This is a genomic window from Marinobacter daepoensis DSM 16072 (assembly GCF_000421165.1).
Classification (GTDB): domain Bacteria; phylum Pseudomonadota; class Gammaproteobacteria; order Pseudomonadales; family Oleiphilaceae; genus Marinobacter; species Marinobacter daepoensis.
Genome location: NZ_ATWI01000008.1, coordinates 721145 through 734929 on the forward strand (window position 1 = coordinate 721145; position 13785 = coordinate 734929).

General features: G+C 57.0%; 10 protein-coding genes and 1 pseudogene. 9 read left to right on the forward strand and 2 right to left on the reverse strand.

The annotated features are described in order from the left end of the window. Nucleotides 1–6 precede the first annotated feature (6 nt). The 3 genes and pseudogenes from ftsA to lpxC all read left to right on the forward strand — a co-directional run bounded on the left by ftsA (nucleotide 7) and on the right by lpxC (nucleotide 3628). The gene (gene ftsA / locus K325_RS0103930; RefSeq protein WP_029652957.1) at nucleotides 7–1242 is read left to right on the forward strand and encodes a cell division protein FtsA; all 1236 of its coding nucleotides are present in this window, start codon (nucleotides 7–9) and stop codon (nucleotides 1240–1242) included. Nucleotides 1243–1342: 100 nt separating this feature from the next. Beyond that, a pseudogene (ftsZ, locus tag K325_RS0103935) lies at nucleotides 1343–2332 on the forward strand (cell division protein FtsZ); the annotation flags it as partial. 378 nt (nucleotides 2333–2710) lie between these two features. Continuing rightward, nucleotides 2711–3628: a UDP-3-O-acyl-N-acetylglucosamine deacetylase gene (lpxC, locus tag K325_RS0103940; protein ID WP_029652959.1), complete on the forward strand. Its 918-nt coding sequence runs from the start codon at nucleotides 2711–2713 to the stop codon at nucleotides 3626–3628. 11 nt (nucleotides 3629–3639) lie between these two features. Here the strand turns inward: lpxC and K325_RS0103945 are convergent, their stop codons facing one another. Continuing rightward, nucleotides 3640–4092: a DUF721 domain-containing protein gene (locus K325_RS0103945; RefSeq protein ID WP_029652960.1), complete on the reverse strand. Its 453-nt coding sequence runs from the start codon at nucleotides 4090–4092 to the stop codon at nucleotides 3640–3642. A gap of 214 nt (nucleotides 4093–4306) precedes the next feature. On the opposite strand from K325_RS0103945, the gene K325_RS0103950 reads away from it, so the two are divergent. The 6 genes from K325_RS0103950 (at nucleotide 4307) to ribA (ending at nucleotide 11698) form a co-directional block, all read left to right on the forward strand. Further along, nucleotides 4307–5263, forward strand: a complete 957-nt coding sequence (locus tag K325_RS0103950; RefSeq protein WP_029652961.1) for a M23 family metallopeptidase — start codon at nucleotides 4307–4309, stop codon at nucleotides 5261–5263. A gap of 89 nt (nucleotides 5264–5352) precedes the next feature. After that, on the forward strand, nucleotides 5353–8091 hold the full coding sequence (gene secA, locus K325_RS0103955) for a preprotein translocase subunit SecA (RefSeq protein WP_029652962.1): 2739 nt from the start codon (nucleotides 5353–5355) through the stop codon (nucleotides 8089–8091). Nucleotides 8092–8192: 101 nt separating this feature from the next. Then, the gene (gene argJ, locus K325_RS0103960; protein ID WP_029652963.1) at nucleotides 8193–9410 is read left to right on the forward strand and encodes a bifunctional glutamate N-acetyltransferase/amino-acid acetyltransferase ArgJ; all 1218 of its coding nucleotides are present in this window, start codon (nucleotides 8193–8195) and stop codon (nucleotides 9408–9410) included. Then, nucleotides 9391–10380, forward strand: a complete 990-nt coding sequence (locus K325_RS0103965) for a Nudix family hydrolase (protein WP_051146548.1) — start codon at nucleotides 9391–9393, stop codon at nucleotides 10378–10380. Before argJ ends, K325_RS0103965 begins: the two co-directional genes overlap by 20 nt. Before the next feature lie 92 nt (nucleotides 10381–10472). Continuing rightward, entirely contained in the window at nucleotides 10473–10955 is a 483-nt protein-coding gene (gene moaC, locus K325_RS0103970; RefSeq protein ID WP_029652965.1) for a cyclic pyranopterin monophosphate synthase MoaC, read from the forward strand. 131 nt (nucleotides 10956–11086) lie between these two features. After that, nucleotides 11087–11698: a GTP cyclohydrolase II gene (gene ribA, locus K325_RS0103975; protein WP_029652966.1), complete on the forward strand. Its 612-nt coding sequence runs from the start codon at nucleotides 11087–11089 to the stop codon at nucleotides 11696–11698. Between the two features lie 40 nt (nucleotides 11699–11738). Here the strand turns inward: ribA and dxs are convergent, their stop codons facing one another. Further along, on the reverse strand, nucleotides 11739–13670 hold the full coding sequence (gene dxs, locus K325_RS0103980; RefSeq protein ID WP_029652967.1) for a 1-deoxy-D-xylulose-5-phosphate synthase: 1932 nt from the start codon (nucleotides 13668–13670) through the stop codon (nucleotides 11739–11741). Between the last annotated feature and the right edge of the window lie 115 nt (nucleotides 13671–13785).

Here is a 13785-nt window from a genome sequence, read left to right on the forward strand (position 1 = left end):
AAACGCATGTCATCGGTTGAAACGGAAAACATGATTGTCGGCCTGGATATTGGAACCTCCAAGGTGGTGGCGATAGTCGGCAAGCGCAAGATGGACGGAACCATCGAAGTCGTCGGTATCGGTTCGCACCCGTCCCGGGGGTTGAAGCGTGGGGTGGTGGTCAACATCGAGACTACCGTACAGGCCATACAACGCGCGGTTGAAGAGGCCGAGTTGATGGCAGGGTGTCGAATTCACTCTGTGTACGCAGGGATTGCCGGTAGTCACATCAAGAGCCTGAACTCCCATGGCATCGTTGCCATTCGGGACCGGGAAGTGACGCAGGCCGACATTGATCGGGTTATTGATGCGGCTCAGGCGGTTGCGATTCCGGCCGACCAGAAGGTTCTCCACATTCTGCCGCAGGAGTTTGTGATTGATAACCAGGAAGGTATCAAGGAGCCCATGGGGATGTCTGGTGTGCGCCTTGAGGCCAAGGTGCATCTGGTGACCTGTGCCGTGAACGCGGCCCAGAACATTGAAAAATGCGTCAAACGCTGTGGCCTGGAAGTCGACGACATCATCCTTGAGCAACTGGCTTCCAGTCACGCGATCCTGACCGAAGATGAGAAAGAGCTGGGTGTGTGTGTTGTCGATGTCGGGGGCGGTACCACAGACATTGCGGTGTTTACCGGTGGAGCAATACGCCACACCGCCGTGATCCCCATTGCGGGTGATCAGGTGACCAATGACATCGCTATGGCGCTTCGAACACCAACGCAAAATGCGGAAGAAATCAAAATCAAGTACGCCTGTGCCCTGACTCAGTTGGCCGGCGCGGAAGAAACCATCAAGGTGCCCAGTGTCGGTGACCGGGCACCTCGCGATCTGTCCAGGCAAGCGCTTGCGGAGGTTGTAGAGCCCCGTTATGAGGAGTTGTTCACCCTGGTGCAGTCTGAATTACGCCGGTCCGGATTCGAAGACCTGATTCCGGCGGGCATCGTGATTACAGGCGGCTCATCCACCATGGAAGGGGTGGTTGAGCTCGCTGAAGAAATCTTCCACATGCCGGTTCGACTGGCCTGTCCGCAGGCGGTCTCCGGCATGACGGAAGTGGTCAATAACCCCATTTACGCCACGGGCGTGGGGTTGTTGATCCATGGCTTCCGGCAAATGGATCTTGGTCGGGCGCCGGTGCTCAAGGGGGAAGAAGCGCCCTCACTGGTTGAGCGCATGAAAGCCTGGTTTACCGGTCAGTTTTGACGGTGCTCCAGGCCTGATACACGAAGGTCTCTCGAAAAATATATAACGATTGAAGCAACCGGTCTGGAAAGACCGGACACAGCACGAAGGAGTAGGGGAAATGTTTGAACTTGTCGATAATGTTCAGCAAAACGCAGTAATTAAGGTTGTCGGTGTCGGTGGAGGCGGAGGTAATGCCGTTCGTCACATGCTTGACAGCGACATTGAGGGCGTCGAGTTTATCTGCGCCAACACGGATGCCCAGGCATTGAAGGACCTGGACGCGAGGCAGATTATCCAGCTGGGTGGCAACATCACCAAGGGCCTGGGTGCCGGTGCTAACCCGGAAGTCGGGCGCCAGTCTGCACTTGAAGATCGTGACCGTATCGCTGAGTCCCTTAATGGTTCCGATATGGTGTTTATTACGGCTGGAATGGGTGGTGGAACCGGTACCGGTGCTGCTCCTGTGGTTGCTGAAGTTGCCCGCGAACTGGGCATCCTGACGGTTGCGGTGGTCACCAAGCCGTTCCAGTTTGAAGGCGGTAAGCGCATGAGCGTTGCGGAAGCTGGCCTGAAGGAGCTGGAGGAAAGCGTCGACTCCCTGATCACGATTCCGAACGAGAAGCTGTTGGCGGTCATGGGCAAGAAAACCAGCCTGCTGGATGCATTTGCCTCAGCCAATGACGTCTTGCTTGGCGCGGTACAGGGCATTGCAGACCTGATCACCCGGAACGGCATGATCAACGTCGACTTTGCCGACGTGAAAACCGTGATGTCCGAGATGGGCATGGCGATGATGGGGACCGGTCGTGCCACCGGCGAGAACCGTGCCCGCGAAGCGGCAGAAGCCGCCGTGCGCAGCCCGCTGCTGGAAGACATCAATCTTCAGGGAGCCAAGGGCATTCTGGTCAATATTACCGCAGGTATGGACCTTAACCTGGGCGAGTTCTCCGAAGTGGGTGATATCGTTCGTGAGTTTGCTTCTGACGCCGCTACGGTTGTTGTGGGCACGGTTATTGATCCGGAGATGACCGACGAACTGAAGGTGACGGTTGTTGCTACAGGCCTGGGCGGTGAGCGTGAGAAGCCCACCAAAGTTGTGGACAACACCCGCACTCTGGATGGCAAGACTGATTACAACCAGCTGGATCGTCCAGCGGTGTTGCGTCGTCGCGCAGTCTCACAAGGCAATGTAGCTCTGGATCAGAGCAAAGAAAGCGAAGAGCAAGGCGTGGATTATCTCGATATTCCCGCATTCCTTCGTCGGCAGGCTGATTGATAATCTAGGCCAATCGTGGTGAAGCTGGCGCAAAGTTAAACCTGCGCGCCAAAGCTTTCTCCTAAATTGAGCTGGATATCCATAGCTCATGACTATTGCAAAGTTTAAGTAAAGTCATGCTGGTTAAATGGTGCTCAGCCTTGAATTCTGATATTCTCCGGGCAGTTTTTTGCTCAGAATATCGACTTTTTGTGACGGAATGATGAACCGATGATCAGACAACGGACACTCAAAAACACCATCCGTGCGACCGGTGTTGGCCTGCACTCAGGGGAAAAGGTGTACCTGACCCTAAAGCCAGCGCCTGTTGATACGGGTATCATCTTCCGCCGTACGGACCTCGACCCGATGGTTGAAATCCGTGCCTGTGCGGAGAATGTGGGTGAGACCATGCTGTCCACGACGCTGGTAAAAGACGGTGTCCGTGTGGCGACGGTAGAGCATTTGCTCTCCGCCATGGCTGGTCTCGGCATCGATAACTGCTTCGTTGAGCTCAGCGCTGCGGAAGTACCGATTATGGATGGCTCTGCCGGGCCGTTTGTGTTCCTGCTTCAGTCTGCCGGTATTTCTGAGCAGGACGCGGCGAAGCGCTTTATCCGCATCAAGCGCGAAGTCACCCTGGAAGAGGGCGATAAGAAAGCGACCTTCCTGCCATTTGAAGGCTTCAAGGTGAGCTTCGGGATTGATTTTGACCACCCGGTTTTCAAGGGCCGTGCTCAAACCGCTACCGTGGACTTTTCCAGCACCTCGTTCGTCAAGGAAGTCTCTCGTGCCCGCACGTTTGGTTTCATGCGCGATATCGAGAAGTTGCGGGCAATGAACCTGGCGCTGGGCGGCAGTGTGGATAACGCCATTGTGGTGGACGACTACAAAATCCTGAATGAGGATGGTCTGCGTTACGATGATGAGTTCGTGAAGCACAAGGTACTGGATGCCATTGGCGACTTGTACCTGCTTGGTAACAGCCTGATCGGTGAGTTCCGGGGCATTAAATCCGGTCACGATCTGAATAACAAGCTGCTGCGCAAGCTTCGGGCAGAAGAGGATGCCTGGGAAGTGGTGACCTTTGACGATGAGGCAACCGCCCCGATTTCCTACATGAAGCCCGTGCTGGCGGCCCAGGCTTAAGGCGGGAAGCCTTAATCCCGGACGTGGCTTGCGAGTTTTTCGAGAACCTCGCGTAAAGCTTTATCCTTCGTGTGCCCGGCTTCCTCTTTGAGGAGCCGGGCATTTTCTTTGCTTAATGGCGCCTTTTCTGGCCTGTTCGGGGTGTTGAAACGGGGTGGGATAACCTTGATTTTCACCTTCCAGACATAGCGAAATAGCTCATTTGCCCGCAGGGCCGACATAATTTCGTGCTGGCGAAACCTCAGTCGTGTTGCTTTGCTGGCGTTGTCGGTCGATAACACCAGTTCTCCGTCCCGGCAGCTCACGAATCTTGTGCCTCCGGCCAGGTCGTCGGGAATCGCTGCCATTACCTGGTGTTCGGCCTGCAGGTGCAGCTCCGCTTTTGACATCAATTCCCTCAGCGTGTTGTTCACGCCGCTGGCTTGTTTGTTGAAGATCATTTTTTGATCATTTCTTGAGGTCATTGTCTCTTTTTTTCTCGACGGAGCTGTTTACGATTGGTTACACTTCGGCACGCTTTGTCCGTAGCGCCATTGTTTCACTCGTTTTACATTGTAATAAGAGAGAGTGTCTAGCGGGCGCTGCGATTATTCAGTACGTAGTTGTTGCCAAGGATAGCAGACCCGCTCGGAATAGTTCCGGGTCGCAGGACTACAGGGAGATAGTTGCGGCTCAACCATGAAATCGAAAGACGATATGAACGTAATCTTCGTAGGCAAGCGCCACGGGCAATCCAGAGCAATCCCGTTGAGTGGGGCGTTGCTGGCGGGCTTGGTGTTTCTGGTTCTGGCAACGCTGGCCGCTGCCGGCTGGGCTGGTTATCAGATGGCAGTCAGTCAGTTTGAATCCAGGCAGCCCACTGAGTCAGAACTCGTGGCCGGGTGGCAAGGCAAGCTTGAAGAACAGCGTGCCGAAGTGGCCCGGGTGCGGGAGAGCGTGCAACAGCAGATTGATGCGCTGACGTTGCGTTTGGGCCAGATTCAGGGTCGCTTGTTGCGACTGGACGCTTTGGGGCAACGCTTTGTCGAGTCCGGGATGGTGGCCAGCGACGAATTCAACTTCGACAAGCCCGCTGCGGTCGGTGGGCCTGAGGATGATGCGCTGTCCGGGGAATCTTATACTGCACCTGAGCTGACTGACATGATCCGGCAGCTTGAGCAACAGATCGACGACCGGGAAAAGCAATTGCGTTTGCTGGATAAAGTCGCCTCGCGGAAGAAGCTTGAAGATGAGCTTTATGTTCAGGGGCGTCCGATAACCTGGGGGTGGTTGTCCTCCAAATACGGTTACCGATCTGATCCATTCACCGGTAAGCGCACCTGGCACGCGGGTGTTGACCTGGCTGGTAAGGACGGCAGTGACATTATTTCCGTGGCCGGAGGTGTTGTGACCTGGGCTGACGAACGATCCGGCTATGGTAATCTGGTGGAAGTTGATCATGGTGAAGGGTTGATTACTCGCTATGCTCACGCCAAGACCATCAAAGTGAATGTCGGAGATGTCGTTCAGAAGGGGCAGGTCGTTGCGCTGATGGGCAGTACCGGCCGTTCGACCGGTCCGCACGTACATTTCGAAGTTATCCGCAATGGCAAATCTGAAAATCCGGTGAAATACATCCAGCGGGCAAGCCGCTGATTCCGTTCCCGTGAACCCCGCCTTTTGTCCTGTCGCCAAATAAGGTTAGAATGCCGGCTTCCTACGTTTAACTGAAGAAGCCGTGGTCTATGTTCACAAAGCTTGCAACCAAAATGTTCGGCAGTAAAAACGCCAGAGAAATCAAGCGAATGCGCAAGTCTGTCACGCGCATTAATGAACTTGAGGAGCAGTTTGGCGCGTTATCCGATACGGAGTTGCAGGGCAAGACCGCTGAGTTCCGTCGTCGTCTTGAGGAAGGGGAGTCCCTGGATTCCCTGTTACCAGAGGTTTTTGCTACGGTTCGGGAAGCCAGCCGGCGAGTCATGGGCATGCGCCATTACGACGTTCAGCTGATTGGTGGTATGACGCTGCACGAAGGTCGCATCGCCGAGATGAAAACCGGTGAGGGTAAAACCCTTGTCGCTACGGCGGCGGTCTATCTGAATGCGCTGCCTGGCAAAGGCGTCCATGTCGTCACCGTGAACGATTATCTGGCGCGCCGTGATGCTGACTGGATGGGTAAACTGTACCGTTTCCTGGGGATGCAGGTTGGTGTGGTCGCCTCCGGGCAGCCGCCAGAGGAAAAACGGGCGGCGTACCAGGCGGACATTACTTACGGAACCAATAATGAGTTCGGGTTCGACTACCTGCGCGACAACATGGCCTTCAGCATTGAGGACAAGGTGCAGCGCGGTCTTCACTTTGCCATTGTCGATGAAGTGGATTCAATCCTGATCGATGAGGCGCGGACCCCTCTGATTATTTCCGGTGCCGCTGAAGATTCCTCAAAAATGTACCAGGCCATCAATACACTGGTTCCCCATCTGGAGAAAGGCGAGGTCAGCGAAGAAGGTGAGTCTTCCGGCGACTTCACCATCGATGAGAAGTCTCGCCAGGTAGAGCTTACGGAATCCGGCCACGAAAAAGTCGAGGAGCTGTTGCTCGCTCAGGGGTTACTCCGGGAAGGTGAAAGTCTGTACTCGGCGGCCAATCTGAGTCTCTTGCACCATGTGCATTCTGCTCTCCGTGCCCACCACCTGTTCCAGAAAGACGTGGATTACATTGTCCAGGGTGGTCAGGTCGTGATTGTTGATGAACACACCGGCCGGACGATGCCAGGTCGTCGGTGGAGTGAAGGCCTGCATCAGGCTATTGAGGCAAAAGAAGGGCTCAAGATCCAGGCCGAAAGCCAGACCCTGGCGTCGACCACGTTCCAGAACTATTTCCGTCTCTACGACAAATTGGCAGGGATGACCGGTACCGCAGATACCGAGGCGTTCGAGTTCCGCCAGATTTACGGTCTGGATGTTGTGGTGATGCCGCCGAACAAGCCCATCCAGCGGATTGACTACAATGATCTGGTGTACCTCACCCAGGAAGAAAAGTTCCACGCCATTATTGATGAAATCAAGGATGTAACCGCCGAGGGCCGTCCCATTCTGGTGGGCACTGCGTCGATTGAAGCCTCTGAGCTTTTGTCCATGCTTTTGAAAAAGGCCCGGATCGAACACAAGATCCTGAACGCCAAGCAGCATGAGTCCGAAGCTCTGATTATTGCTCAGGCGGGGCGTCCCGGTGCTGTGACCATTGCGACCAACATGGCTGGCCGGGGCACGGACATCGTTCTGGGGGGCAACTGGGAGTACGAGGTTGCTGCCATGGAAAACCCCTCGGAAGAGGCGGTTGCTCGGATCAAGGCAGAGTGGACCGAACGTCATAATCAGGTGCTGGATGCCGGTGGTCTGCACATTATCGGCACCGAGAGGCACGAGTCTCGCCGGATTGATAACCAGCTTCGTGGTCGGGCCGGTCGTCAGGGTGACCCGGGCTCCTCCCGATTCTTCCTGTCGCTGGAAGATAACCTGATGCGCATCTTCGCGCCTGAGCGGGTCAAGAATCTGATGCAGGCGATGGGCATGAAAAAGGGCGAGGCTATCGAGCATCGCATGGTGACCAATGCCATTGAAAAATCTCAGCGTAAAGTTGAAGGCCGCAACTTCGATATGCGGAAAACCCTGCTCGAGTATGACGATGTAGCGAACGACCAGCGTACTGTTATCTACGAACAGCGTAACGAGGTGATGGCCTCCAACGATGTCTCTGAAATGGTCGATACGATCCGTGAAGACGTGGTCGAGGCCGTGGTCAGCGAGTATATTCCACCGCAAAGCATGCCGGAGCAGTGGGACGTTCAGGGGCTTGAGGCTCAGCTGCAGACCGAGATGGCCATTGAATTGCCTGTGCAGCAATGGTTGAAGGACGACAGCAAGCTGTACGAAGACAGTCTGCGACAGGAAATTCTGGATGCCATCGTAGCTGAGTACAAGTCCAAGGAAGAGGTGGCCGGTTCTGAGGCCATGCGCAAGTTTGAAAAGCAGGTGTTTCTGCAGGTGCTGGACACGCTCTGGAAGGAGCATTTGTCCAATATGGATCACCTGCGCCGGGGCATTCATTTGCGTGGTTACGCTCAGAAGAACCCGAAACAGGAGTACAAGCGCGAAGCCTTTAATCTGTTTGAGACCATGCTTGATACCATGAAGCGGGACGTGACTCGGGTCTTGTGCCATGTGCGCGTTCAGAGCCAGGAAGAGATGGCAGAGATTGAGCGACGTCGCAAGGAAGAGCTGGAGCGGGAAATGGCCAGGGCCAATCTGCGTCATGAGCAGGCGAGCGCGGCCCAGGGTGAAGCCGACGGAGACAGTGAGTCGCAGGACCCGCAGGGAACTCCGGAAACCTTTATCCGACAGGAACGAAAGGTTGGCCGAAATGAGCCTTGTCCCTGCGGGTCTGGCAAAAAATATAAACAGTGCTGCGGAAAGGTGAGCTGACCAGCCACCCGGTAGCCGGAAACCAGAACCCGCAATCCGCCAGTCTGCTGGCGCTTGCGGGTTTTGTCGTTTGAAGATCAGGAAACATCAAGGAGACAGGCATGGCGGTAGGTCCCGGAACCTTACCCGACTTTTTCCCGGTAGCGGGCATAAAACTGGGCATAGCCAGCGCGGGGATTAAAGCGCCTGGCAGAAAGGACATTGTGGTATTTGAGTTGGCCCCGGAAACCCGTGTGGCTGGTATTTTTACCCGGAACCAGTTTTGTGCCGCTCCGGTTGTCCTCAGCCGCCGTCACTTATCCGAGGGGGCCCCACGCTACCTGCTGGTCAACACCGGCAACGCTAACGCCGGAACGGGTGAGCGTGGGCTTTCGGACGCCCTGGCTTGCTGTGATGCCCTTGCGGGCAGGGCGGGCGTCTCGGTGGCTCAGGTGCTGCCGTTTTCCACGGGTGTTATTGGCGAGCCGCTGCCTGTCAGCAAGATCATCGATGCCTTGCCTGAGGCTTTGGCCGGCGCCCGCGAAGACCGCTGGCAGGAGGCTGCTTCGGGCATCATGACCACAGATACCCGGCCAAAAGGTGCGTCCCGGCAAGTCGATCTGGGGGGGCACACTGTGACCATTTCCGGGATCAGTAAGGGGGCCGGGATGATTCGCCCCAACATGGCCACCATGCTCGGTTTTATTGCGACCGATGCACGGCTGACACCGGATGTGATTCAGGCCCTTGCGTCTGAGCTTGGTGAGACGTCGTTTAACCGCATTACCATTGATGGGGATACCTCGACCAACGATGCCTGTATGTTAATGGCAAGCGGACAGTACAGCGGGCCCGAGATTGCCGCTGACAGCCCTCTGCTTCCGGCACTACGGGAGGCCTTGAAAGACGTTTATCTGGAGTTGGCGCACGCCATCGTCAGGGACGGTGAGGGAGCAACCAAGTTTGTGACCATCGATGTCGCCGGTGCTGCAACCCAGCAGGAAGCGCTGGATGTCGCCTATACCGTTGCCCATTCGCCGCTGGTTAAGACGGCGCTGTTCGCCTCGGACCCTAACTGGGGCCGTATTCTGGCGGCGGTTGGTCGGGCGGGAATCGACGATCTGGATCTGAATGCCCTTGAAATCTATCTTGGCGACGTTTGCCTGGTTCGCAGTGGTGGACGCGCGGACGACTACACCGAGGAGCGGGGACAGGCGGTGATGAACGAGGAGGAGATCACGATCGCCATCGACCTCAAGCGCGGCGCGATTCGGGAAACGGTCTGGACCTGTGATTTCTCCCACGACTACGTCACCATCAATGCCGAATACCGCAGCTGAGGCCATAGTGGCTACTTCTCAGACCCAGAAGACTGTCCATGTGGCGGTTGGTGTGATCGTCCGGAATGGCCGGGTCCTGATCGCTCGTCGCCCGGACAGTGCCCATCAGGGAGGACTCCTTGAATTTCCGGGAGGCAAGGTGGAGTCTGGTGAAAGCGTTCAGCAGGCTTTGTGCCGGGAAATTGCCGAGGAAACCGGACTGGTGCTATCGGAAGACGCTCTTGAGCCGGTCATTGGCATACGTCACGACTATGGCGATAAGTGTGTTTTTCTCGACGTCTGGTTAAGCCATTCAGCCCGGGGGGAGCCTGAGGGTAAAGAAGGGCAGCCTGTTGGCTGGTTTGAGCCCGATGCCCTGCGGGATGAGGACTTTCCGGCGGCCAACCGGCCGATCATTCGGGCATTGCAACTGCCCCGGCAACTTGCGATCACCGGAGATATTCCGGATGCGATAAAAGGCCTTGAACGGCTTGAGCGCGCCCTTGTGGGCCGGAGTGAGGGCTCTCTGGTCGTGCTGCGAGCGCCTCACCTGGATCAGCCTCAGTACCGGTGGCTGGCGACTGAGGCTGTCCGGCTTTGCCGTGACGCTGGAGTTGGCCTGATTGTGCATGGTGCGGAGACGCTGTGCGAAGAGGTGGACGGTGCAAGGGGGCTGCAGGTGCCCTGGCGGGTGGCCAGTCAGCTCACAGAGCGCCCTGTAGGCGCGGATCTCTGGTTTGGCGTATCTTGCCATACCTCTGAGCAATTGCGTCATGCCGAGCGCCTGGGGGCCGATTATGTCCTGTTAGGCAATGTTCTTGAAACGCTCAGCCACCCCGGGCAGCCTGGTATGGGGTGGGAGCGATTTCGTGCGCTTGCGGCGGACGCGAAAGTGCCAGTGTATGCCATCGGAGGGCTTGGGCCTGAGCAGGAACCCGAAGTCACAGCCCGTGGCGGTCAGGGGGTCGCTGGTATCAGATTCTGGTGGTAATCCGTCCCGAGAGGTCTGAGGTGACTACGGATTCACCCCTTGGGCTGATCGTGCCATAGTAGTCTTTTCAAACAGAGTAACCGGAGCATTGTGTGAGCAAGCTGACGCACCTGGACGACAAGGGCGAAGCCCGAATGGTTGATGTGACCGACAAATCGGTGACGGAGCGGGAGGCCCGGGCTGAAGCGGTTGTCCGAATGGCCCCGGAAACCCTGAGGATGATTCTCGGGGGAGAGCACCCAAAAGGTGATGTTCTGGCGACGGCGCGCATTGCGGGGATCATGGCGGCCAAGAAAACCCATGACCTGATTCCTCTGTGTCATGCGCTCAATCTGACGTCCGTGAAAGTGGTGCTGGCGGGCGGGGATGATGGTGCGTCGATCCGCATTCAGACCCGCTGCAAGCTGTCCGGCCAGACGGGCGTTGAAATGGAGGCCCTGACCGCTGCCAGTGTGGCCGCCCTGACCCTGTACGATATGTGCAAGGCCGTCGATAAGGGGATGGTGGTCGACAATCTTCGCCTGCTGGAGAAGAAAGGCGGTCGCTCTGGCCATTGGCGAGCGCCCGGCCAATGAGCTGATGAGTGCCGAGGCTCGTAACCCCTCCTGTGCGGCTGAATCCGGAGGGAGTTGTGCCGACACTACGCCAGTTACGCAGCCACATGATAGAATGCCCGCCCAATTTGTCCGAACCACGAGGAAACACAGTGGCTGTTCGTTACGTTGAGACCTGCCGTTTGCCCACCCCCTTTGGTGTGTTTGATATGCATGGCTTTGAGGAGCCGGACACCGGTAAAGAGCACGTGGCATTAACGTTGGGGGCGATCGATAGCGGTGAGCCACTGTTGGCAAGAACTCATTCCGAATGTCTGACCGGCGATGCTCTGTATAGCATGCGGTGTGATTGCGGTTATCAGCTGGAAGAGGCTTTGCGGAGCATTGCCCGGGAAGGGCGGGGCGTTCTGCTTTACTTGCGGCAGGAAGGGCGAGGCATTGGGTTGCTCAACAAGATCCGGGCATATCGCCTGCAGGATCAGGGGGCGGATACGGTCGAGGCCAATGAGCGTCTAGGCTTTGGGGCTGACCTGAGAGACTACAGCATGTGCAAAGACATGCTTGAGCATCTGGGTGTGCGCAGCCTCCGTTTGATGACCAATAACCCCCGAAAAGTCAAAGCACTGGAATCCTATGGTATTCAGATTGCTGAGCGAGTGCCGTTGCACGTAGGGCGGAATCCTCACAATGAGCATTACCTTAATACCAAGCAGAGCAAGCTGGGTCACTGGCTTGACACCCATCAGGATGATGACCCGGTCTGAGTGAAAGCCGACGGCTCCGTCGGGAGCCGCCTTTTCTCAGCTACTTTGCGGCCAGAGCCGGCTGGTAGCTTAGCTGTTCGAGCCGCGTGGCAATCTGGCGGCGGATGCTCTCAGCATCCAGCCCGCACTCTTCAAGCAATTCCTCATGCTTGCCGTGTTCAATGAAGGCGTCAGGCAGCCCCAGTTGCAGGACGGGCATGGAGATCTGGTTCGTGTTCAGAAGCTCAGTGACAGCGCTCCCGGCGCCACCGGCGATGGCATTCTCCTCCAGCGTAACCAGCAGCTCGTGAGCTTCAGCCAGTTCCACAATCAGAGCGTCATCCAGGGGCTTAACAAAGCGCATATCAGCGACCGTTGCGCCCAGTGCCTCTGCAGCTTTGAGAGCGGGCGACAGCAGCGTACCAAAGTTGAGAATGGCCACTCGGCTGCCTTCACGGATCCGTCGGCCCTTGCCGATGGCAACCGGTGTCAGGGCTTGCTGAATCTCCGCGCCAGGGCCTGTTCCGCGAGGGTAGCGGACAGCCGCGGGCCCGTTGAATTCCAGCCCCGTTTGCAGAAGTTGCCGGGTTTCGTTCTCGTCCGACGGGGTCATGATGACCATGTTGGGGATACAGCGCAGGTAGCTGATATCGAAGGCGCCGGCATGAGTTGGCCCGTCTTCACCGACGAGCCCTGCCCGGTCGATGGCAAACAGGACATCCAGGTTCTGGATGGCGACATCGTGCACCAGCTGGTCATAGCCACGCTGCAGGAAAGTGGAGTAGATGGCGACCACTGGCTTTGCGCCGTCGCAGGCCAGGCCAGCGGCCAGGGTAACGGCGTGCTGTTCTGCGATGGCAACGTCGAAGTAGCGTTCCGGAAAGCGCTCAGCGAATGCGAGCAGGTCTGAGCCTTCACACATGGCCGGGGTAATACCCACGAGCCGGTTGTCCTGCTCTGCGGCATCGCACAGCCATTGGCCAAAAACATTGGCGTATTTTGGCTTGACCGGCTTGGGAATCACCGGTTCCGGCTTGCTGGCAGGCACCGGCTCGATCTTGTTGATGGCATGGTAGCCGATCGGGTCGGCTTCGGCGGGTGCGAAGCCTTTGCCTTTGGTGGTGACCACGTGCAGGAATTGGGGGCCTTCCAGTTCCCGTATGTTCTCGAGAGTCTCGACCAGTAGTGGCAGGTCGTGACCATCAATCGGCCCGATATAGTTGAACCCCAGTTCTTCGAACAGAGTACCGGGGGCAATCATGCCTTTGAAATGTTCTTCGGTTTTCCTGGCCAGTGCCATCAGGTGCGGGGTGCCTTTGAGCACCTTTTTGCTGCTGTCCCGGACCTGATTGTAAGTGCGGCTGGAGAGCAGCTTGGCAAAATAGTTAGAGAGCCCGCCGACATTCCGGGAAATGGACATGTCGTTGTCATTCAGAACGACTAGCATGTCAGCATGCAGGTGGCCGGCATGGTTCAGGGCTTCAAAGGCCATGCCTGCGGTCATGGCGCCATCACCGATGACGGCAATGCTTTTGCGCCCGGTGTTCTGCATTCTGGCGGCAATGGCCATTCCCAGGGCCGCACTGATGGAGGTGCTGGAATGGCCCACGCCGAAGGTGTCGTATTCACTCTCCGCTCGTTTCGGGAAACCGGCCAGACCGCCTTTTCGGCGAATGCTGCCCATTTGTTCTTTACGGCCAGTGAGGATCTTGTGGGGGTAAGCCTGATGCCCGACGTCCCAGACCAGTCTGTCTTCCGGGGTGTTAAAGACGTAGTGCAGAGCGATCGTCAGCTCAAGGACGCCAAGGCCTGCGCCAAAATGGCCACCAGTTTGTCCCACCGACCACAGCAGGAAAGCTCGTAGCTCCCGGGCCAGGTGGGGCAGATCCTCGGCTGACAGCTCACGAAGCTGCGATGGCACGTCGATCCGGTCAAGCAGCGGTGTGTTGGGGCGCTGTGACGGGATTTCCCTGAAAATGTATGTGTCCTGCATCAGCTCGGGTCTTTCTCGGAATATGAGTTCTATGGCTGGCATTATAAGGGAACAGGCGCCCCGGTTTCATACCTCCGGGGCCTGTTGTTACAAAATGGTGCCAGGGTCTCAAAGT